16 protein-coding genes are annotated in these 21,008 nt (G+C 40.0%); 1 reads left to right on the forward strand and 15 read right to left on the reverse strand.

Annotated elements, in window-relative coordinates:
• Together WSC_RS21665 and WSC_RS0102715 are read right to left on the reverse strand one after the other, a co-directional pair.
• Positions 1 to 5,077: PKD domain-containing protein (locus WSC_RS21665; RefSeq protein ID WP_040393795.1), on the reverse strand; the 5,077-nt coding region annotated here is incomplete at its 3' end.
• A gap of 112 nt (positions 5,078 to 5,189) precedes the next feature.
• On the reverse strand, positions 5,190 to 5,897 hold the full coding sequence (locus WSC_RS0102715; protein WP_016954364.1) for a sulfite exporter TauE/SafE family protein: 708 nt from the start codon (positions 5,895 to 5,897) through the stop codon (positions 5,190 to 5,192).
• Positions 5,898 to 6,243: 346 nt separating this feature from the next.
• Between WSC_RS0102715 and WSC_RS0102720 the strand changes: the two genes are divergently transcribed.
• Positions 6,244 to 7,437 (forward strand): tyrosine-type recombinase/integrase, encoded by a 1,194-nt coding sequence (locus tag WSC_RS0102720; protein WP_016954365.1) that lies wholly within the window; start codon positions 6,244 to 6,246, stop codon positions 7,435 to 7,437.
• 305 nt (positions 7,438 to 7,742) lie between these two features.
• Here WSC_RS0102720 and WSC_RS0102725 read toward each other — a convergent pair whose 3' ends face one another.
• From WSC_RS0102725 to WSC_RS0102785, 13 genes are all read right to left on the reverse strand, one after another.
• Positions 7,743 to 8,657: a DUF4861 family protein gene (locus WSC_RS0102725; protein WP_016954366.1), complete on the reverse strand. Its 915-nt coding sequence runs from the start codon at positions 8,655 to 8,657 to the stop codon at positions 7,743 to 7,745.
• 125 nt (positions 8,658 to 8,782) lie between these two features.
• Positions 8,783 to 10,252: a decarboxylating NADP(+)-dependent phosphogluconate dehydrogenase gene (gene gnd / locus WSC_RS0102730; protein ID WP_016954367.1), complete on the reverse strand. Its 1,470-nt coding sequence runs from the start codon at positions 10,250 to 10,252 to the stop codon at positions 8,783 to 8,785.
• A gap of 10 nt (positions 10,253 to 10,262) precedes the next feature.
• Positions 10,263 to 11,177, reverse strand: a complete 915-nt coding sequence (locus tag WSC_RS0102735) for a hypothetical protein (RefSeq protein WP_157447168.1) — start codon at positions 11,175 to 11,177, stop codon at positions 10,263 to 10,265.
• On the reverse strand, positions 11,170 to 11,784 hold the full coding sequence (locus WSC_RS0102740) for a hypothetical protein (protein WP_016954369.1): 615 nt from the start codon (positions 11,782 to 11,784) through the stop codon (positions 11,170 to 11,172). The genes WSC_RS0102735 and WSC_RS0102740 overlap by 8 nt, the downstream gene beginning before the upstream one ends.
• A gap of 11 nt (positions 11,785 to 11,795) precedes the next feature.
• Entirely contained in the window at positions 11,796 to 12,449 is a 654-nt protein-coding gene (gene larB / locus WSC_RS0102745; protein WP_016954370.1) for a nickel pincer cofactor biosynthesis protein LarB, read from the reverse strand.
• A 3-nt stretch (positions 12,450 to 12,452) separates the two neighbouring features.
• On the reverse strand, positions 12,453 to 13,355 hold the full coding sequence (larE, locus tag WSC_RS0102750; protein WP_016954371.1) for an ATP-dependent sacrificial sulfur transferase LarE: 903 nt from the start codon (positions 13,353 to 13,355) through the stop codon (positions 12,453 to 12,455).
• A gap of 9 nt (positions 13,356 to 13,364) precedes the next feature.
• Positions 13,365 to 14,654: a nickel-dependent putative hexonate epimerase gene (locus tag WSC_RS0102755; RefSeq protein ID WP_016954372.1), complete on the reverse strand. Its 1,290-nt coding sequence runs from the start codon at positions 14,652 to 14,654 to the stop codon at positions 13,365 to 13,367.
• Positions 14,655 to 15,140 carry a gluconokinase gene (locus tag WSC_RS0102760; RefSeq protein ID WP_016954373.1) on the reverse strand — a complete coding sequence of 162 codons (486 nt, stop codon included), beginning with the start codon at positions 15,138 to 15,140 and terminating at the stop codon, positions 14,655 to 14,657.
• 3 nt (positions 15,141 to 15,143) lie between these two features.
• The gene (locus tag WSC_RS0102765) at positions 15,144 to 16,445 is read right to left on the reverse strand and encodes a TRAP transporter large permease (RefSeq protein ID WP_016954374.1); all 1,302 of its coding nucleotides are present in this window, start codon (positions 16,443 to 16,445) and stop codon (positions 15,144 to 15,146) included.
• Positions 16,446 to 16,461: 16 nt separating this feature from the next.
• The gene (locus WSC_RS0102770; RefSeq protein WP_016954375.1) at positions 16,462 to 16,935 is read right to left on the reverse strand and encodes a TRAP transporter small permease; all 474 of its coding nucleotides are present in this window, start codon (positions 16,933 to 16,935) and stop codon (positions 16,462 to 16,464) included.
• The gene (locus tag WSC_RS0102775) at positions 16,932 to 17,918 is read right to left on the reverse strand and encodes a TRAP transporter substrate-binding protein (protein ID WP_016954376.1); all 987 of its coding nucleotides are present in this window, start codon (positions 17,916 to 17,918) and stop codon (positions 16,932 to 16,934) included. Before WSC_RS0102775 ends, WSC_RS0102770 begins: the two co-directional genes overlap by 4 nt.
• Before the next feature lie 115 nt (positions 17,919 to 18,033).
• On the reverse strand, positions 18,034 to 19,467 hold the full coding sequence (gene uxaC / locus WSC_RS0102780; RefSeq protein ID WP_016954377.1) for a glucuronate isomerase: 1,434 nt from the start codon (positions 19,465 to 19,467) through the stop codon (positions 18,034 to 18,036).
• Positions 19,468 to 19,480: 13 nt separating this feature from the next.
• The gene (locus WSC_RS0102785) at positions 19,481 to 20,953 is read right to left on the reverse strand and encodes a mannitol dehydrogenase family protein (RefSeq protein ID WP_016954378.1); all 1,473 of its coding nucleotides are present in this window, start codon (positions 20,951 to 20,953) and stop codon (positions 19,481 to 19,483) included.
• Positions 20,954 to 21,008 lie beyond the last annotated feature (55 nt).

The following is a 21,008-nucleotide window of genomic DNA, read 5'->3' on the forward strand; positions in this document are numbered from 1 at the left end:
CCCCACCACTCATACGATAGTCGCCGTGATAAGGAGAATCACCGGCTGCTATGATACTTGATGTACCAGAACCGCTAATGGTAAATTTTTCAATATCTGATGGAGACAGATCAGTGTCTGCTGCAAAAATCCAGTTTTCAGTTGGGTGCATAGCGATATAAGATCTATGTCGAATAAAACTTTGAGCTATCAAACTACCAGTCTCAGCATTGTAAGCATTAAAGTTTGTCCATTGGCCTGAACCCGAACTAATATAAAGTTTATTTCGACTATCTACCAAGATATCGAAAGGGTCTATGTCTACGCGCAACAAACTAGTCATAGATTCAGATGCAGTGTCAAACACGGCAACATAACCGTATTGTTCATCTTCCTGCCAACAACAACCATGTGCTTGAACAACCAAAGCAACATAAACTTTTGCACCATCAGGTGAAACCGTTATCGCCTCTGGAGGATAAGCTAATTGGAAAGATTTGGTTAATTGCACATCAGAAAAGTTCATCAAATAGACAGTGTTGTCTTCAGGGCTGATGTAATAAACGGTATCAGTTGCTTCAACATAAACGGCATCCGTTATATTTCCTGCAAGCTGATAAGCGCCGCGGTCATCTACCACCTGCCCTTCAACTGAACCAAAAACAACTGATACAAATTGTTTGCTAATATTTGTGTATCCATTAGCGTCTTTTACCTGTAAAGACACGGCATAACTACCACTCAATTGATACTGGTGCTCATAGCTGGTTGAAGTTGAGAACTCACTATCCCAAACACCATCGCCGTTTACATCCCAACGATATTGTAGAACATCATCAGAATCTGCATCTGTACTGCTTGAAGCGTCAAATACATAGGTATCAGTTGTTGAACCATCGGCTTCTGGCGTATAGCTAAAGCTAGCAACAGGAGCTGAGTTATCCGCACAATCCGCGCATGGGTGGTCTAACTCAGACAAGCTATAACTGCCAAAGCTATTTTCTATGATATACAGTTTATCGTTATAGAAAGATATCCACTCAGCCTGAACAACATTTTGCCGTGATATTTCCAACCAGCTGCTGGTGTTATAGGTAATCAACTCTGAGCCTTTTAATACAAACAACAAGCCGTTTGTTGTATCTTCAGCAACAGCAACTATAGCGGATGAATAGCTAGCATCTAATTGAGCAACCACTGAAAAATCTGATATCTCAGCTATTTGCCCCAGCGCATTAACCATATGCGAACCACCCGAGATTAACTGAGCAAATCCTTGAGCATAATAATTTGAAATATAGCCACTAGTCTGGCTGATGCTTGAGCTAGACAAGCTGAAAACATCTATCGAGTTATGGTCATACACAACTGCTTTATCTTTTTGTTCATTCAACAATATTGACGACAAATGATAAATTGAACCTGCACTGGTAACTTCTGAACCTGTGCTTGGGTTGTACATATGCAAATCAACCCATTGGCCTGAGCCTGGAGATACTAACAATCTATTGTCTTTTGTAATTGCGATATCGTATGGATCGACATTAATTTTAAAACTGTTGATAAGTGTATTTGTAGTGAGATCAATCACAGCAATATAACCATACTGGTCTTCATCCCACCAATATGGACTGTGCGCTTGTACAGCCAAAGATACGTACAGCGTGTTATTGTCGTTAGACAAAGCTAAGCTTTCTGGCTTGTAGGCAAAATCAAAATAGCTTTCAGTTTTACCCGTCGCCAAATCCACAGTGTACAGCCTATTATTGACCGCATCCGTGTTGAAGATTTTGCCTCGACTTGGCTCCAACAAAGTATCTGTTGGCGTGTAGTCAAGCAGATTAGCCGTTGAGTCGGTCACTGCTGTTGCTGCGATTTGACCTTGCTCTATCGAGAAACTTAAAGTTTTTTCAGCTGTTAAACCTGAGCTGTCACGCACTTGTAACTTAACGCTTTTACTACCCGGAACAAAAAACTTATGCTTAAAAGATGCGGTTGTTAAAAACTCGCTATCCCATTCACCATCATTATCAATATCCCAGCGATATTGAAGTTTTGTTGCATCATCTTCAGCATCTGAACTAGCCGACGCATTAAATTCAAATTCATCTGCTGTCGTCCCCATACTTGCTGGTGTATAAGTAAAATCTGCCATTGGTTCAGTGCTGATGCCACATGTAGTACATGGGTGGTCAAAGGTAACAAGCTGACTGCCTGAATTATTGTTATTCGCTAATAGGTAAATTTTTTCACCTATGATAGCCATATTCTGCGGATATAAGTTGCTATTAAAAGTTAATGCATCTAACTCAATTTGACCTTTGGTATTGAAATAACTAATTACCCCACTATCAGTGTGAGCAAATACAAGTGAGTTAGCATCATCAAACGCCACGGCGCGTTGAGCACTATACGAAATGTTCGAGTCAATCTGAAAAATTCGAGAAAAGCCTGCTTTCGTGAATATTTCTCCATAATTTGACGCAACATAGTTACCTAAATCAGAAATTATAGCTACATCATCAATTGATTCTGACAAACTAACAGTCGAACTTAGGCTAACTTGATTGCCATTGATAGTGTAGTAATTAACTTCCCGCCAACCTGTGATAAGTAACTGATTGTTAGCTGCATCAACAAGGACATGACTCGAATAGACTTGTGGAACATCTAAAGTAGTTGATTTAACTTCGTCTTGCGAAAAATCTAACGCTATTACTTCATTGTTGGAATCGTCTGAAATAACTAACAGGTCTTTAGTGACTGCATCAATGTCTTCAATACAGCCATGAGTCGGATGCAGTTTAACCTCGCTAAAATTAGATAAGTCTATTTTGGCTATATATTGAGTTAAGCCGTCAGAATAACAGTAAGAATTAGTTTCCGCAGAGATAACAAACAAAGTTTGATTACTTGGATCAATACTTATCGCACGAGGCTGCCCATACACAGGCAAGTACTGCTCAGCCATACCTGTTTGTAAATTAATCTGAATAACTTTTTTGTCTTCAACTGACAACACATAAGCTAGCTGTCTTTGCTGGTCGAATACTGCATAACTTGAACTAAAATCAAATTGATTGGCAGTTGCATCGGTAATAGCTATCGGGCTAGTGATACCTTGAGCAACATCAAAAGTTAATACTTTTTCTGCTACAGCGCCAAACTGATCTTTTACTCCAAGTTTTACAAATTTACTGCCGGCTAATGGAAATCTATGTTCGAAAGTCACTTGGCTAGAATACGCAGTTTCCCAAACACCGTCGTTGTTTATATCCCAACGATATGTCAAAGGGTTGTTGTCAGCATCCACAGTTGAGCTTGCATCAAATACATAAGTTTCACCTGTATCACCTGCACTTGGCGTGTAAGTATAATTTGCCACAGGCGTTGTGTTAGTTGAGCAACTCAAACAAGGGTGATTCTGTTTGACTGTATACAGCTTACCGCCCTGTAAGGTGACTGCGTAACTAAAGTACTGATCCATAGTGTAGATTATTGGCTCTCCAGCTACGGTTAATACCTTAAATGCTTCATTTGATTCTGCGTTTAACAATGTAACCGAACCATTTGCACTGGTTATCGCAACTAAATTCTGCGATTCATCCACCGACACATCAACAATATTTTGCACCGAGATAGAACTAACTACCGAGCCGGCTTCCAAACTATACACATCACCATATCGACTAATGGCATGTTCAAAATTCGGTAATACCCATGCACCATTGCTACTCCAATAAGTATAAGAGTCAGAAACTTGCTGCAAACCACTAGCGGTTACATTTAGTAGAATAATTGAGCTGTAATCGAATAAATAAACTTGGCTATCGCTCTTCTTAACAATTTTATCAATTGAATATTGATTAATGCGTTGACCTATTTGCAATCCCGTCGCTAAATCAAATAAAACTACGCCGTTATAGTCACCTTTTTCAGCAATTAATCTATTGTTGTCAAACATTGCAAAAGCACGCATTTCAAACGGCAACGAATAGGAATTTATTTTCTCCAACGTATCAACTTTAAACGCGTGTAAGTGGCTCGTCCCTGATACGTTGTAATCCGCAAACTCTTCAACAACCACAACATAAATGGTTTGTTTATCGTCTGAAACTTGCATTCGAGAAGGGGTAAAATCAAAGGTCTTTTTGCTAATTTGTTTGCCTGTGGTGATGTCATAGGCAAACAAGGCATTATTGTTTGCATCTAAAGCAAATAGTGTTTGAGTCTTGCTGTCTAACCATGTATTCGACAAATTGCTCGAGCTGTTTTCCCATTCAATCAACATACGGGTGACTGAATCAGAATCGTCGTCTATACCATCATTGTCATCATCTGTATCGGTAAAGTCACCAATACCATCTTGGTCAAAGTCAGAGCTTTCAGAATACTGTAATGGGAATAGATCTAATGTATCGGCTACCCCATCTCCATCATCGTCATCGTCTTGATTATTTGGAATACCATCCATGTCTAAATCAAACTCATCAAAGCTTGCTAAAGTGCCAACAAAATGTTCAATCGCGGCTTGCTGCTCGATTAAACTCCTGCCACCTTCAAAGGTAGCCAATACCGAGTCAATTTGACTCAACTGCGCAAAATTTGTAATCGGAGTATCAAAGTCCTGGAAGTTGATTTGAGCTTGCTCAATAGCGGCAATCGTCGTTTCTGAAATATCAATCCCATTGTTTGGCTGGTTATCATTATCAAGCGTTTGTAGTAGTCGCAGTAAATTAACAACCTTTGCAGCGTTAACATCTCTCGTTTCCATTAGTTCTAGCGGCGTCAATAAAGCCTGAGCTTGAATATCAGGAAACTCTATGCTGCCCAAATTAAAAGTAATAGTATCATCGGCGTGATAATTAAATTCACCGCTTTGGTTGGTTTTTCCAGATAGACCCGAAGAGGTTTGATAACTGATATTGTTGATTGGGCTGTCGGTTAAAACACCAACTAATTTAACTTTGTTTGAACCACCGTTCGACCCGCCACCATTTGGCTGCTCTGGCGTCGATGAAGAACCACCGCCACCACAGGCTGATAAAACAGAAATAAGGCCTGCGACTAATAGTCCATTCCTATTATTTTTTTTCATTTTCCATATCCAAATTGTTGTGATAAAGCTTAAATTTCAACCATGTATAATAAATTTATCTTGCGCAAAAGCCAAATCATTTAGTCATTAAATAATATGAATTAATTGATAATCAAAGGTATTTATAAAACAGCATCAAACTTGAAATTGTACTCATAGCTAGAATGCCATAACGTACTTGCTTCGCAGGGATTTTATTAATAATCAGGCGTGACGAATAAAAACCTAAAAACACCCCAGGCAAAGTAAAAGCGGATAACTTAATTTCGGCCCAACCAAACTTGCCAATAATAGCCAAAGCGGTTAGCGCAATAATACTGGAGCAGATAAAAAATACTGACATATTGGCGCGTATGGTTTGCGGCAATAAGTTTTGCCACAGCAAAGCAATTGGCGGCCCGCCAATTGCGGTAATAGTGCCTGATACAGCAGAAAAAAAACCGGCTATCACACCTGATGTGCCATTGATTGGCAACTTGAGTTTCATTAGCGACAAACTAATCAATATCAGTAGCATGGTTGAAAACATCAAAGCAAAAGTGCGCTCTTCAATACCGGCCAACACACTTGCCGCAGTGGCAGTACCAATTAACGCACCAACAATTGGCCACTTGAGAATATTGCTATCAATATAACTTTTATTGTCACGCGCGATAATCCAACACAAAAAGATCGAATTCAAAATCATAGGTGCAGGGATCATCTGGGGCATCACCATAAAAATCAGCGGAACGCTCAGAATACCCAAACCATAACCGATAATGCCTTGAACAAAAGCACCTAAAAATAATAGAAAGTTTACAATTAGAATTTCAAACAAGATAAATACTCAAGATCGCGCAATTACCTTCAAGGGTAACATATTTTCACAGTTACTCTGCTAGCAATTATGTTAATAACGCATATCAGAAAAACTTGGTAGCTAAACGATTGAAACAATAACAAGAGGATGTGTATAGCAAAGAAATGGCGCGCCTGGAGAGATTCAAACCACATTCCAACAACACACCAAGACACCCAACAACCACTTCAAAAACAGACACCTACAAAACAAAGACATCCAATTCAAGCCCTGAAGATAACGGGTATATATTAAGGTATTAGGGTACCAAATAGGGTATTTATAATCTATTCTTTTTACATTCCATACATGAGGTTCAGCCAACGTGAAGCGAAACTTAACAGACTCCACAATCAAAAAGTTAGAAGCACAAGAGAAAGGTTACAAAACAACTGATGGTGGTGGTTTATACATATATACCACGACGGCCGGTAACAAATCCTGGCGGTACGACTTTAAACTAAATGGGAAATACCAAACAGTGGTTCTAGGCACCTACCCTGAACTGAGCTTACTTGCTGCAAGAAAAATGCATGACGAATATAGAGACAGTGTTAAACAAGGTATTCACCCTAAACTTAAAGCAAAAAGAGATGAACAATTATCAAGGCCTTTTAGCTACTACGCACTAGAAATGCTTAAAACCCAAGAGTTAAGACAAGCCACGGAAATTAAAAAACGCAAAACAATGGAGAGACACTTGTTTCCAGTGCTAGATAAAATGGACGTGACTCAAATTACGGCTAACGACCTGCTTGATCTAATCAAACCAATTGCAAAGCAAGGCAAACGCGAAACAGCACAAATTTTAGCGACTTACTGCCGGCAGACATTTGACATCCTACTATCAAGGCAAATGATAAGCATTAACCCAGCAGAAAGTATTAGTCGGTTAATACCTAAACCCAAACCGCCGACTAATTTTGCCCATATTACGGATGAAAAAGAATTCGCCAAAATACTAATTGGTATTGAGAACTACGAAGGTGACTTTGTTGTAAAACAAGCATTGAAATTGATGGTACTTATATTCTTAAGACCATACAACATGAGGTTTTTAAAGTGGGAATACATTGATTTTAACGAAAAGCTGATCACCATTCCTGCTGACGAAATGAAAATGAACAGATCGCACAAAGTACCATTAGCTACACAAGCTATCGAAATTTTAAAAGCGGTGCAACCATTAACTATTGAAGATAAGTTTGTATTTGCTTCGGAGCGAAGCCGGAAAAGTAAGGTGATGAGTGAAAACACGCTAAACCAGGCGTTAATGCGGGTGATTCATCCAGAGACAGGCAAACCATTAGGCAGAGGTGTGATCACATCACACGGAATCCGCCATACGGTTTCAACCATGCTAAATGAGCTAAAATATGACTCAGATGCCATTGAATTATCGCTGGCACACATGGATAAAGACCGTATTCGCTCAACTTACAACAAAGCTGAATTGTTGCCGGAAAGAACCATCATGATGCAAGAGTGGGCGGATTATGTAGATAATTTAAAGAATTGATACAAATGAACTTTTAGTGGTAATAAACATTGCTAGAACCAAGGGTGAAAAAACTCCATAGGGCCTGTAATATGTATAAGCTGTATAAGCCCTACGAAAATGATTATTCACTTCCACCAGTACAAATATAAAAAAGCAGATGAAAGCAAACATCCTCCTATTTACACACTGCCGAAAATTTATGTGTTACCTTTGTCTTCTGGTGGGGAATTATAGTCCAGTGCCAGCACGGCAGACATCAAGGATTCAACTTACAACTACACCACGGCAGTTGTAACTTGCTTACTATATTTTGTTGAGCCGAATTATTTAGCCAATCCATTATTATTTAAATACGCTTGCCATTGAGCAAAAGTAACAATATCTTCAGCTTTTTCCCAGCCATAACCAGCTTTGTATTCAATTTGGCCTTTGCTATCGGTTTCTAATAAAATTAATGCGTGGCCTGTGTCACGAGTACCATTACTTAAAACCGTTTCAAAACGATTGATTCTTGCTGGGTCAACCACCACTGCCGTACCTAAACCGTAGCCGTCCATCACTTCCCAAGCAGCAAACCAACCTTTTTCTTGGCTTGTTACTGTCGTTGCTTTTTCATCGTGCGTGGTTATACCTACAGTAACAGGTAAATTAGTAGCTACTTGGCCATCAACAAAAAAGGTTGATTTTACATAAAATAAACGCTGACCGAGCTCTATGCTGATTAGTTTTTCTTCTTGGTAAGTTTTACCTTGAATATCGTGTTCATAATATAGTTTGAAACTGGTTTTAGCTGTGCTCTGCTCAAGCATTGTCCATCTAACCCAAGTTTCTAACGGCTCTCTTTTTCCGTTTAACCATAATGACGTGCCACCACAACCAGCAGTTGAACCAACATGGTAATTGTCTAAACCTTCGCCGTGGTCTTCATGATAGCTAATGCGTTGCTCTAAACTTTTTTTGTACCACTTGTTAACGATTGGATAGTTGACCCGTTTTAACCAACAATCAACACCAGAATTTTCAGATCCCCGACGCTTTGCTGGACCAAATGCTCTGAAGGCGACTAAATCATTTTCCCATGCAAAATCGTCTTTTCGCTCTGGTACATAGCGTGCAAATGTTGTTCTATTGTCTACTTGTTTTTCTACTATTGCACCTTCACTATTTGATTCATTTGTTAAAGTACAACCAATGAGCAAAGATGTGGTTAACGCAGTTAATACACAGGTTCGAAACATATTAGCCTCTCAATTTTTCTGATTTAGAAAAGTAAGGTTGGATTCTAGATAGTTAGAAAAAAATAGCACCGCGACTGCGGTGCTGGTTTACCCACTCAATGTGAAGATACATGGGTATAATTTATTTACACATCATAAGTGGTTGATGCAGTGTCACCACCACGGCCAGTCCAGTTAGTATGGAAGAACTGACCACGTGGTGTATCGATACGCTCATATGTATGTGCACCGAAGAAGTCACGCTGTGCTTGTAATAAGTTCGCTGGCAAACGTTCACTTCTGAAACCATCAAAATAGGTTAATGCAGCACTTAAACATGGAACCGCTAAGCCACTTGCAATGGCTTGTCCCACTACGTTTCTCCAGCCAGATTGTGCATCTGTTACTGTTTGACAGAAATAATCATCTAATAAAAGATTGTTCAAATCTGGATTAGTGTCAAACGCAGTTTTGATGTTACCTAAGAATGCTGAACGAATAATACAGCCACCACGCCACATTAATGCAATGCCGCCGTAGTTTAATTTCCAATCAAATTCTTTAGCAGCTTCTTTCATTAACTCGTAACCTTGAGCGTATGAAACAATTTTAGAAGCTAACAATGCTTGGCGTAAATCTTCGATAAAGGCAGCTTTGTCGCCAGAAAAACTAATTTGTGGACCTTTGATTTTTTTCGCAGCTTCTACACGTGTTGCTTTTTGCGCAGAAATACATCGTGCAAATACTGATTCAGCAATCAAAGTTAGTGGTACACCTAGATCAAGTGCAGTTACACCTGTCCATTTACCTGTGCCTTTTTGCCCTGCTGTATCTAAAATTTTCTCAACTAAAGCTTCACCGTTTTCATCTTTATAAGCGAAAATATCACGGGTAATTTCAACTAAGTAGCTGTCTAATTCAGTTTCATTCCACTGTGTAAAAACTTCATGAATTTCATCTGCGCTCATACCTAATAAGTTTTTCATTAAGTAATATGCTTCACAGATTAACTGCATGTCGCCGTATTCAATACCATTGTGGACCATTTTTACAAAGTGACCTGCACCTTCATCACCCACCCAGTCACAACATGGAATGGTTAATTCACCATTTTCATCGGCTACTTTTGCAGAGATAGATTGGAAAATATCTTTAACTGCTGGCCATGCTTCTAGTGAACCACCCGGCATAATAGAAGGACCTTTTAATGCGCCTTCTTCACCACCAGAAACACCAGAGCCAACAAATAAAATGCCTTTTTCGGCCAATGCTCGAACGCGGCGATTTGTATCAGGGTAATGGGTATTACCTCCATCAATAATGATGTCGCCTTTGTCTAAATACGGCACCAACTGCTCAATAAAATCATCAACTGGTTGACCAGCTTTAACCATTAACATAATTTTGCGCGGAGTTTCCAATGAAGCAACTAGCTCTTCAACATTGCTTGCACCACGGATATTCTTGCCTTCGGCGCGACCAGATAAAAACTTTTCAACTTTGTCGTAGCTACGGTTATATGCTGTTACCGTAAAGCCTTTCGACTCCATGTTTAAAATTAAGTTTTCACCCATTACGGCTAAACCAACTAGGCCGATATCTGATTTATCTTTCATAATAAAAATCCTAATATTCTAAATATTCACTAAAATTGACCCAAAGCTTCTCGTTTTGTAACGGTGTCTCTTTGGGTAAAATCGAGTTGTTGATTGGAATAACTTTCCACTTGTGCTGACTAATTATTTTTAATGTATCTAAGTATTGGTTGGTTGTTTGAAAGTATGCATCAAACTCTCCACTGTCTAACGCCTTTAACATCCCCTCTTCTATCAGCTCTGCTAGTTTGGGGTTAGACTTACTGACGAAGGGGTAAACAGCCGTTGGTAAATGCAATAATAAAGAAGGCTCCAGAGCCAGTGGTAAATTGGCATGCTTTTTAAGCTCTGGTGTAATTTCCATCACACCTCGTGGAATATAATCAAAGCGGCCACCTTCCAGCATTGGATATAAATTATGCACCTTAGTCGTCAATACTGAGTTGATGTCTTCAGCTTTAAACACTTTGGTTGTGGTCCAAAACCGTCCAACACCCGCTTTTAATTCTTTGAACTGAGTAAAAGTTCGTATTCCATCAAATTTTTGTTCGTTTCCTTGTCTAATCATTAATACTCTATAGCTCATGAGTCCTTTATACATAGGTACTCGTACAGGAATAAACCTTTCTTCAAATTCCTGGCTGGTGGCAAGCCACATTATGTCAATGTCACCAGAATCCATTCTTGTTAAAGCTTGCTCACGGGTCATTTTTTCATCTAAAGATTTGAGTTTCGGAACTTGTAAATCTGCATGTTCTAATGCCATTTCCAAGATGCGCGTGTTGTATTGTTGCAAAGCTGCTTCTTCAACATAATAGGTAATCGTACTCGCTTGAGCATTTACTTCGCAGGCAAAAAAAAGCGCGGCGACCTTGAGAATCTTAAGTAAAAGTATTTTATTTATCACTTTATTTACAACCAACATATTGCATAACAAACTATGCACCGAGCAACCAATAACCACCAAAACCAACCGACATGAACCCCATCCCATAGGTAAATCGAGACCTTAATCTAACAGAGGATTGAATATACCGAGTTTGCACCAACGCTAGCATAAAACCGAAAGAAGACATACCGAGCATACATCCTAGTGAAAACAATCCAACATGCTGCAAAAATTGTGTTTGTAACATGCTTGGCAACAATGCCAGTACAGGTGCACTGCCCGCTACACCATGCAACATGCCAATAAACAGAGGGGTATGGTCATGCTCAGCCAATCTGCTTTTGGTTAGATCAAAACTTCGATGAGCAACAGTTCGTAGCAAGCGAATGCCCAGATAAATCAACAACAGTCCTACAGCCAGTTCTGAGCAATAGACTAACCAGTTTGGTAACTTCAACCCAATAAATACAAGCAATGCTGACAAGAACAATAGCATACCGCCGTGGCCTAGCCCCCACTTACTGGCGTAGCGCAATATATGCGATATTTTGGTGCTAGTATTTGCGAAACTAGACATAGCTATAACATGATCGGCATCTAAGGCATGAACTAGACCAACAAACAAACCTAACGCAACAACATTAAGAAATTCTGCTTCTAACATAAGATCTCCAATTAGCTAAATTGACGCAGGATTTTCACTGCCGCTGCTGCTGCACCAAAACCGTTGTTAATATTGACAGTCACAATCCCCGGCGAACAGGATGATAGCGAGCTTGATAAAGCAGCTTGTCCACCCGCAGAAACACCGTAGCCAACTGCAGTAGGAACCGCTATTACTGGAGCGGAAACCAGTCCAGCCAATACACTGAATAGAGCCCCTTCCATACCTGCTGCAGCAATAATAATTTTGTACTGCCTAATCGTTTCTATTTTGTCGAGTAAACGCCATAAACCAGCAACGCCAACGTCTGCAATTACCGGGGCTTCTATAGCATTGAATAGTAAGGTACGCTGGGCTTCTGTCGCCACTGCCATATCCGAAGTCCCAGCACAGACGATACACACTTGTTTGTTAAATTTTTCGATTGGAGACAAGTTAGCAATTGCAGTTTTTGAAACAGATTCATAATCAAGTTGCTGACGGATATCAGGTTTAAGCGCTAACCATTGCTCGCTAGATAAACGTGTCATAAGCAACGGAGATTTTGCCGCTAAATTATGTTCGACTATAGCTTGTAAATCAGAATTACTTTTGCCTTCACAAAATACCGCTTCAGCAATGGCGGTACGATTTTTTCGTTCCGAATCCCAGATAAAATTATTCATGTTTTAACTCACTTGTCTGATTTCAATCTGCTGCCAGTGAGCAGATTTTTCATGTAAAAAGGCTGAGCCTTTTTTGTACTGGCGCACTTCAATAAAAACCCGACCTTGGTTAAAACAAGCTTGTGCTATTTGCGTCTCTAATATGGACAATTTATTTTTTAGCGGCAATTCAGTTAGTTCAACAACTACACCTTGATGTGTTATTCGGCATCGAATATCTTTAACTTGTGGCACAATTTCACGCACTAGTCGTTCTGTGGAATCTATAAAAATAAGATCTTCGGAAGTAACTTGTATACCCGTTTCAATTCTGCTGGCTAAACAAGGTTGTGCAGGTAAAGATTGCAAGTCTGTTAGCCCAAAATAAGCAGCTAACTGATATATTTCGGTTTTCGAAATGTTAGCTTCAACATATGGATGACGGACTTTGTTTTCGCTTGCAGCAACTAAGCCAGGGCGATAGTCAGCAAGATCATCAACATTGGTGCCAGAAAATATAGTGCCAGTGGAATGATCTTGAATACGTTGATACAAGCTACTTTTACAAAAATAACAGCGATTAACGGGATTACTCTGATAGCTTGGATTATCCAACTCTTTCGCATCTATTATCTGTAAGTTCCACTTATAATTGTGCGCGTACTCTTTGAGTCGAGTTGTTGCCGATAGGGGCACAGCAGGCGACGAGGCATGTAGTGCATTTACATTACAAGCAGAATACTTGTGCAAAATGTAACTCAGTAACATGCTATCAACTCCGCCACTGAGCGCGACTGATGCGGCAGTAAACTGCTGTGTAAATGCGAGTAAATTTTCCAACTTCGCTTTTAAGCCTGTCGGCATGGCGTTGGTGTTTTGGATAAACATATCCCCAACAATATCTAGATGAACATGTTTATCATGCATACCAACTTCCTATTTGTTCTCGAAGTTTTCTTTAGTTGCCCACAAGCCAAGCGCAGGATTGCTGACGTAAAAAATCTCTTCACCGTCTGGCATTGTGTTCCAACCGTTTTCAAACTGTTCAATTGGGTAACGTTTAATCATGTCATCGTAGTGACAATATTGATAATTGACCTGTTCAATTTCTGCTTGAGTCACTGCATCTTTTGGGCAATAGGTTACTGAAAATCTATTATCACTAGTGCCATGAATTAAGTGCGCAGCTGCAGAAAGGTTCGCTTTTAAATCTGGGTTTTGTTCAATCGCGGCTAAAGTTTCATCTGTTGTTTTGTAACCAAATTTGCGGATAAGCGCATCAATTGACATATCTTCCCCAAAACGTTTAAGCCCGGGTGCCAAAACAATAAGTTCACCTCGATCTGCAATCGCCATGCGGGTACGGTAAATCGATTTATTACCTAACCAAGTGGTTTTAAACTCAGTTGGGTCTAAATACACAACCGCTTTTTTAATCGGCTTATCTAATAAATTTAAGTTGTGTTGTTGGCTTAACAAACAAGCTTGTTCGTAGGTTTGGTAACCATCACCACAAAACACTCCTTTTAACGCCAATTTGCCGTTTTCGCTTCCCAGTACAGTTAAAATAAAATCAATCGGTAAATGGCTTAAAAATTGGTCAAAACCTTCATTTAATGCGCTACGTACGGGTGTACTAATACGCCCCATAATGCGCTCCATGCCATACGCCGCACCTAAAAAATGTGATTTGTGTATGGTGTCTTCACCACCTACTCCCACTAAGATGTTTTTGGTGTAGTTAGCCATACCAATTACTTCATGCGGCACTATTTGTCCAACGGAAACAATGGCGTCCCATTTTGGATCTAACAACATTTTATTTACCCCGACATCCATGGTGTAATCTAATTTGCCTTCGGATAATTCATTAATGCGCTGTGCCCCAATTTGCCCAACCACTTTGACATCTTCACGCCAGTAATGCGGATAAAAAACATCTTTTGGGATATCGTCACCAAACATCATGTCTAGCTCTGTGTCCGTCATAGGATCGTGCGTGCCCAATGCTGGCATAATTGCAACTTCGCAACTGTCTTTTAACTTATGGTACAAATAGCTAGTAATAAAACCGGCCTTTGAATGAAAACGAGTTAAATCTGGCGGCAGCAACAATATTTTTTTAGCTTGGCTTAAACGCTGGTTAATATAGTTATCAATAATTTCGGTTAGCTGCGCATCATCAATCAAGCCAGCTTTGGCAGTTTCATGAATAGAAAAATTCATTTAAATTTCCTCGATAATTTGCTTTACAACCACTTCTAACGGCTGATTGATATCAACAATAATTGCTTGATCTTGCGCTGGCTCTTCTAAGGTCGCTAGTTGAGATTTCAATAAATCAGATTTCATAAAATGCCCTTTACGTCCTTGTAAGCGGGTTAATAGAATCTCGAAACCACCTTTTAAATATATAAAAGTTACCAAGCCTGATAAGTTGCCAGCTAAACGCTCACGGTAGTCGTGCTTGAGCGCAGAGCACGCCAACACTGCACCGCCTGAAGCTTGCCAACTTTGCATTTGTTCATTTAATAGTTGTAACCAAGGCCATCTATCTTCGTCATTTAGCGCTATGCCCGCTGACATTTTGTCGACGTTGCTTTGTGGGTGGTAATCATCCGCATCATAAAACGGTATTGCTAACTGTTGGGCTAACAACTCACCAACACTGCTTTTTCCACAACCACTTACACCCATTACTACATAAATCATTTCTTAGCCCCCTAAGCCAAATACGCTTGGTAAAAACTCACTAATTGCTGGTACATAAGTCACTAGCATCAATACAGCTATCATGGCCAAATACAGTGGGATAAGCGGCTGAACCAGTTTTTCAATTGATGTTTTAGCAACTGCGCAACCAACAAATAAAACAGAGCCAACAGGTGGTGAAACCAAACCAATAGATAAGTTGAGTACAATCATAATGCCAAAATGCAACGGTGATATGCCTAAAGCTTCAGCAACTGGTAAAAAGATAGGCGTGAAAATCAATACCGCTGGAGTCATATCCATAAATGCGCCTATAACCAACAAACAAACATTAATCAATAACAATATTAATAAGGGGTTATCGCTAAGTGCTAATAGAAACTCACTAATGGCTTGTGGAATATTCACATAAGACATTATCCAAGACATAGCAGATGACGCGCCAATCAACAACATAACAATGGCGGTGGTTTCGGCTGATTTAAGTAAAATGTCTGCCATTTCACTCATTTTCACTTCTTTATAAATGATGACAGACAAAATAAGCGAATAGATAACCGCGATTGCCCCCGCTTCGGTTGCAGTAAATACGCCCGCGATAATGCCGCCAATCACAATAAAGATCAGTAATAAACTAGGAATCGCAGCTTTCACTTTTTGAGCAACAATGTTCAACGGCAAGCGCGCACCAGTCGGATAACCTTTCGCTTTTGCATAACCTGCGCACACCAGCATCAAAGACAAGGCCACTAAGATTCCTGGTAGATAACCTGCTACAAATAAAGCTGCAATCGAAACGCCACCACTTGCCACCGCGTAAATAATTAAAATGTTACTGGGTGGAATTAACATACCTGTTGTTGCAGATGTACAGGTCACAGCTGTAGCAAAGTTCTTGTCGTAACCATTTTTCTCCATTTGTGGGATCATAAAACTGCCGATTGCACTGGTAGCAGCAACTGCTGAGCCGGATATTGCACCAAACAAAGTACAAGACAACACATTAACTAAAGCTAAACCACCTGGCAAAAAGCCTATTAAGGCCATTGCACATTCAATTAATCGTTTAGCAATACCACCTCGTCCCATAATAAGTCCAGACAAGACAAAGAAAGGAATAGCTAATAATACAAAACTATTCACCCCTCCCGCTAATCGTTGAGCAACAGTGGTTACAGCTGGCGCATAATCAATTGTAAACAACATAGTGACGGCCGTTGCTATACCTATACTGAATGAAATGGGTACGTTTAGCAGTAACAAAACAAAAAACGTGACAACTAACACTAAACCGGAATAATCCATAATATTGCTACAGCCCCTATACTTTCGATGCTAACAGCTTGATTTTGTTCAAGCCAAATAAAACGATAACCAAACCAGACAAAGGCACCGCGAAATAGACATAACCCATTTTTATTTCTAGGGCCGCTGAGGTTTGAATGGGGTCCATGGTTAAATCCACCAAAGAGAATCCACCAAAAACCATAACGTTTAGTGCAAAACCAACCACTAAAATATGCGAGAGCATAGCGGCAAATATTTGGCTTTTTTTCGACAACTTGTTCACCACAATATCTAAACCTAGGTGCGAGCCCGTTTGATAGGCGTATGCTGCACCAAATAGACTCATCCAAATCAAAATAAAGCGCGCAGCTTCTTCAGTAACAGAACTAGGCGACTGCAACACGTAACGAGAAATAACCTGCCAAGTCACGCCAATAACAATTAACGTACTCAGTAACACTAATAATTTCTTTAATAAACTTTCGACATGTGAGGTCACAGTATTCATAATTCGTCCTCATTCATTTGAGCAATTTGCGCCAAATACCGACCAATACGTGTACCTTCAAAACTCGCATGGAAATCTTGTACAGCTTGAATAAACGGTGTTTTGTCAGGATAAATAACTTCCACACCGGCTTTTTTCACTTCAGCTAAGGCTTGTAACTCACCTTCTAACCAAAGTTCTTTTTGAAACTCAACCGAGTCGGCTACCGCTTTATCTAACCATTGCTTTTGTTGGTCGGTTAAATTGTTATAAACGTGTGCGCTACCCAAAATCACATCTGGTACGGCAGTATGTTCATTTAAAATATAATATTTGCTGATTTCGTAATGACGTGACAGGTAAAACGAAGGTGGGTTGTTTTCCGCTCCATCAACAACGCCTTGCTGTAGAGCGGCATATAATTCACCGAAAGAAATAGGTGTTGCGGCTCCACCAAAAGCATTGACCATCTTCACCGCAGTTTGGCTTTCCATTACACGAATTTTTTTGCTGGTTAAATCTTCAGGTGAGTCAACTCGAGTATCCGTCATGTAAAAGCTGCGACTGCCAGCATCGTAATAACCTAAACCAACCAAGTGCGCTTTACGAGTTTCGCTTAGCAAATTTTGTCCTACCTCACCATTCAACACAGACCATTTGTGTTCACGGGATTGGAAAATATACGGCAAGCTGAAAATTTTCATTTCAGGCACAAAACCTTCAATGGTTGCAGCAGAAACTTTGGTCATGGCCAAACTACCAATTTGCAACAGCTCAACCATTTCACGTTCGTTGCCTAACTGAGCACTTGGGTATATCACAATATCCATTTCACCATTAGAATAATGACGTAGGCGCTCAGCCATATAAATCATAGCTTTATGTACACTATGCTCAGTATCTAAAGTATGCCCTATCCTAAGTGTTGTTTTACTTTGCTCACCACTACAGGCTGTGAGCAACAAAAACACACTGAAACAAAAAAGTGTTTTAATCCACTGCATAAAAACCTCAAAAAAAGGAGACAGCCAAAGAGCAAGCTGCCTCCACAACACAAACGGGAAACGAGTGTGAAATCAAACCTCAAAAAATGTTCGCTGCTGAAAGTTAATGTTATATCTATTTATTGCTCGTATTTTGATACGCTTCTTTTGCTAACCGGTAAGTAAGGTCATGTGCTAAATCGAATGCAGCACTTTCAGAAATTCTGTGCTCAGCAACCATTTGCGCTAAAAAACGACAATCAATACGACGCGCAACATCGTGACGAGCAGGGATAGATAAAAATGCACGAGTGTCGTCATTGAAACCAACAGTGTTATACAAACCAGCAGTTTCGGTAATTGCATGGCGATAACGTAACATGCCTTCAGGTGAATCATGGAACCACCAAGCCGGGCCTAACTTTAACGCTGGATAATGGCCTGCCAGTGGCGCAAGCTCTCGTGTATAAGTTGTCTCATCTAACGTGAATAAAATAATGCGTATATCAGTAGAGTTGCCATATTTGTTTAACAATGGCTGCATGTTATGCACAAACTCAGCTTGAACTGGGATGTCTCCACCTTTGTCTCTGCCAAAGTTTTTGAACACCTGGCTATTATGATTACGATAAACGCCTGGATGAATTTGCATGACCATTCCATCTTCTAAACTCATACCCGCGAGCTCAGTCAACATTTGTGCACGAAACAATTCAGCTTGTTCGGCAGTGAAATTGCCTGAACGCACTTGGTTAAACAAACGTTCACATTCACTGGGGGTTAAATCAGCAGTCTTAGCGGTGGCGTGGCCGTGATCACTAGCTGTCGCGCCATGTTCACGAAAAAACGCACGGCGGTTACGTATTGCAGCTAAATACCCTTGCCAGCTCGCACAATCTTGGCCCGTTTTTTCAGCCAACAGATGCAAGTTGTTGGCAAAGTTACCACTTTCAGGGTCAACAATATCGTCTGGTCGGAAAGTGGTAATAACAGTTTTATCTATGCCTGTTCCTTTTAACTGAGCATGGTATGTTAAATCGTCTAAACCACCTTCTGTGGTTGCCAGCAATTCAATGTTGAATTTATCTAACAAAGCGCGCGGTTTAAACTCATCGCTGGCTAAAATTTCATTGATACGGTCGTAGAAATAATCGGCAGAGTCTTCAGTTAATTCGACTTCAAAACCAAATATGCTGCACAAAACGTGATCCATCCACATCCGTGATGGGGTGCCATGGAATAGATAATAGTGTTTGGCGAAACAACGCCAAATTTTTCGGTAGTCAGTTTCAACTAAACTCCCATCTAAACGCTTAATCCCCAAAGACTCCAAACTAACACCTTGGCTATACAACATTCTGAAAACATAGTGGTCTGGAATAATTAGCAATTCAGTTGCATTTGAGAAGTTGTTATTTTCTGCAAACCAACGTGGATCTGTGTGACCATGCGGACTAACAATTGGTAAGTCTTTTATAGATTGATATAAATCACGGCTGATACACTTGAGTTTGCTATCAGCACTAAACAAACGATCATCATGGATTGAGTATGGAGTAAAGCTGGTCATTTAAACCTCTAAATTATAATTGTGTGTTAGCTAATGAAGCTAAAAATGAATCTATTTCACTGTAAGCCTGTACGACCGAATCAACGAATTTCGGGTTTGCCAATAAATCTTTTTCAACAATGCCTTCAATCGATAAGAACGCTGCAACATCTTGTTTAGAATCACCCGAAAAGCCACGAACCACGACTTGCATCTGTTGTTTTTTTGGGTCTGAAATTTCGGTTTGCTGTTCAACGCTAGAAACTATAAAACGAATCCAAGCGGCAACAACTATGGACAAACGTTCAATTGAACGGCCTGTTGCCAAATTCTCTTTGATTGGTTCTAATGTGCGAACCGGAATTTTTATCGAGCCATCTGCTGCGATCTGGTTTAATAAATGGCGGATAGAGGGATTGTCATAACGCTCAAGAATCGCTTTTGCGTAGTCTGCTAAATCTAGCCCAACGGGCGCATCGATAGATGGAATGATTTCGTGTTCAAGCAGGCCACTAATAAAAGCTTTAATTTGGGTGTTATTAATCGCGTTGTATACAGTATCAATCGACAATAACGAACCAATATAAGCAAGTGCCGAATGAGTACCGTTTAAAATACGTAATTTGGCCTTCTCAAAACCAGCTACATCACTAGTAAAGGTTACGCCAGCTTTTTCCCATTGAGGGCGCTCAATGCCTGGAATATCTTCTATTACCCATTGAGCAAAAGGTTCTCGTTGAACTGGTACACTATCATTAAATCGACAGTTTGTTTCAACAGCTGAAACAGTTGTAACTTCCGTTTTTGGAGTAATACAATCTACCATAGTGTTCGGAAAATGTGCGTTGGCTTCAATCCATCGAGCTAACTCTGGGCGAATCTCGTTGGCCAGAGCAACCGTCGCTTTTTTCAACTTGTCGCCATTGTGCGGCAAATTATCACAAGCAATTACGTTAAATGCAGATTGAGACTTTAGAAAACGAACGTAAAAACCCGCAACCAATATACCTATCGCCGTTTTAGGTTCAAGAACGTGCTTGATATCGTGTTGTACGTTGGCCGAGTTTATGTCCAACTCGCCAGCTTCATTCAAACAATAACCTTTTTCAGTTACAGTGAGAGATACTAACTTAACTGATGGCAATGCTAACGTCTCCAAGATTTCTTGCATCTGTTTCGAAGCCACTAGAGCTTGCTTAATACAGCCAACAATCTGAAAGTTTTGCTCCTTGCCACATCTAACATTGGTGTACAAACCATCTTGTGCATTTATTTGGTTTTTAAGTTGTTCATTACTAAAAGCAACAGCACATATTCCCCAACGTAAATCACCGGTGAGGTTTAGTACCTCTTCATTAAATACCGCCTGATGAGAACGATGAAATGCACCTAGACCAAGGTGAACTATGCCGACCTCTAGTTTACGCCTATCATAGTTCGGTATTGCTATGCCTAGGTTAGCAACTAAGGTTGCGTGTTGAGTTAAATATTCATCGCTAAGCTGCATACGGTTACCTGTCAAAAATTAAAAAATTAAGTGCTTAAAAAGCTTTCCACCAAAC

The organism is Catenovulum agarivorans YM01, from assembly GCF_000281085.1.
In the GTDB taxonomy this organism is placed as follows: Bacteria; Pseudomonadota; Gammaproteobacteria; order Enterobacterales; family Alteromonadaceae; genus Catenovulum; species Catenovulum agarivorans.

Bases quoted from the DNA above. Each gene is read 5' to 3' on its own strand.
- WSC_RS0102725 (WP_016954366.1), bottom strand. From the start codon at position 8,657: ATGTTTCGAACCTGTGTATTAACTGCGTTAACCACATCTTTGCTCATT.
- gnd (WP_016954367.1), bottom strand. From the start codon at position 10,252: ATGAAAGATAAATCAGATATCGGCCTAGTTGGTTTAGCCGTAATGGGT.
- WSC_RS0102740 (WP_016954369.1), bottom strand. From the start codon at position 11,784: ATGTTAGAAGCAGAATTTCTTAATGTTGTTGCGTTAGGTTTGTTTGTT.
- larB (WP_016954370.1), bottom strand. From the start codon at position 12,449: ATGAATAATTTTATCTGGGATTCGGAACGAAAAAATCGTACCGCCATT.
- larE (WP_016954371.1), bottom strand. From the start codon at position 13,355: ATGCATGATAAACATGTTCATCTAGATATTGTTGGGGATATGTTTATC.
- WSC_RS0102755 (WP_016954372.1), bottom strand. From the start codon at position 14,654: ATGAATTTTTCTATTCATGAAACTGCCAAAGCTGGCTTGATTGATGAT.
- WSC_RS0102760 (WP_016954373.1), bottom strand. From the start codon at position 15,140: ATGATTTATGTAGTAATGGGTGTAAGTGGTTGTGGAAAAAGCAGTGTT.
- WSC_RS0102765 (WP_016954374.1), bottom strand. From the start codon at position 16,445: ATGGATTATTCCGGTTTAGTGTTAGTTGTCACGTTTTTTGTTTTGTTA.
- WSC_RS0102770 (WP_016954375.1), bottom strand. From the start codon at position 16,935: ATGAATACTGTGACCTCACATGTCGAAAGTTTATTAAAGAAATTATTA.
- WSC_RS0102775 (WP_016954376.1), bottom strand. From the start codon at position 17,918: ATGCAGTGGATTAAAACACTTTTTTGTTTCAGTGTGTTTTTGTTGCTC.
- uxaC (WP_016954377.1), bottom strand. From the start codon at position 19,467: ATGACCAGCTTTACTCCATACTCAATCCATGATGATCGTTTGTTTAGT.
- WSC_RS0102785 (WP_016954378.1), bottom strand. From the start codon at position 20,953: ATGCAGCTTAGCGATGAATATTTAACTCAACACGCAACCTTAGTTGCT.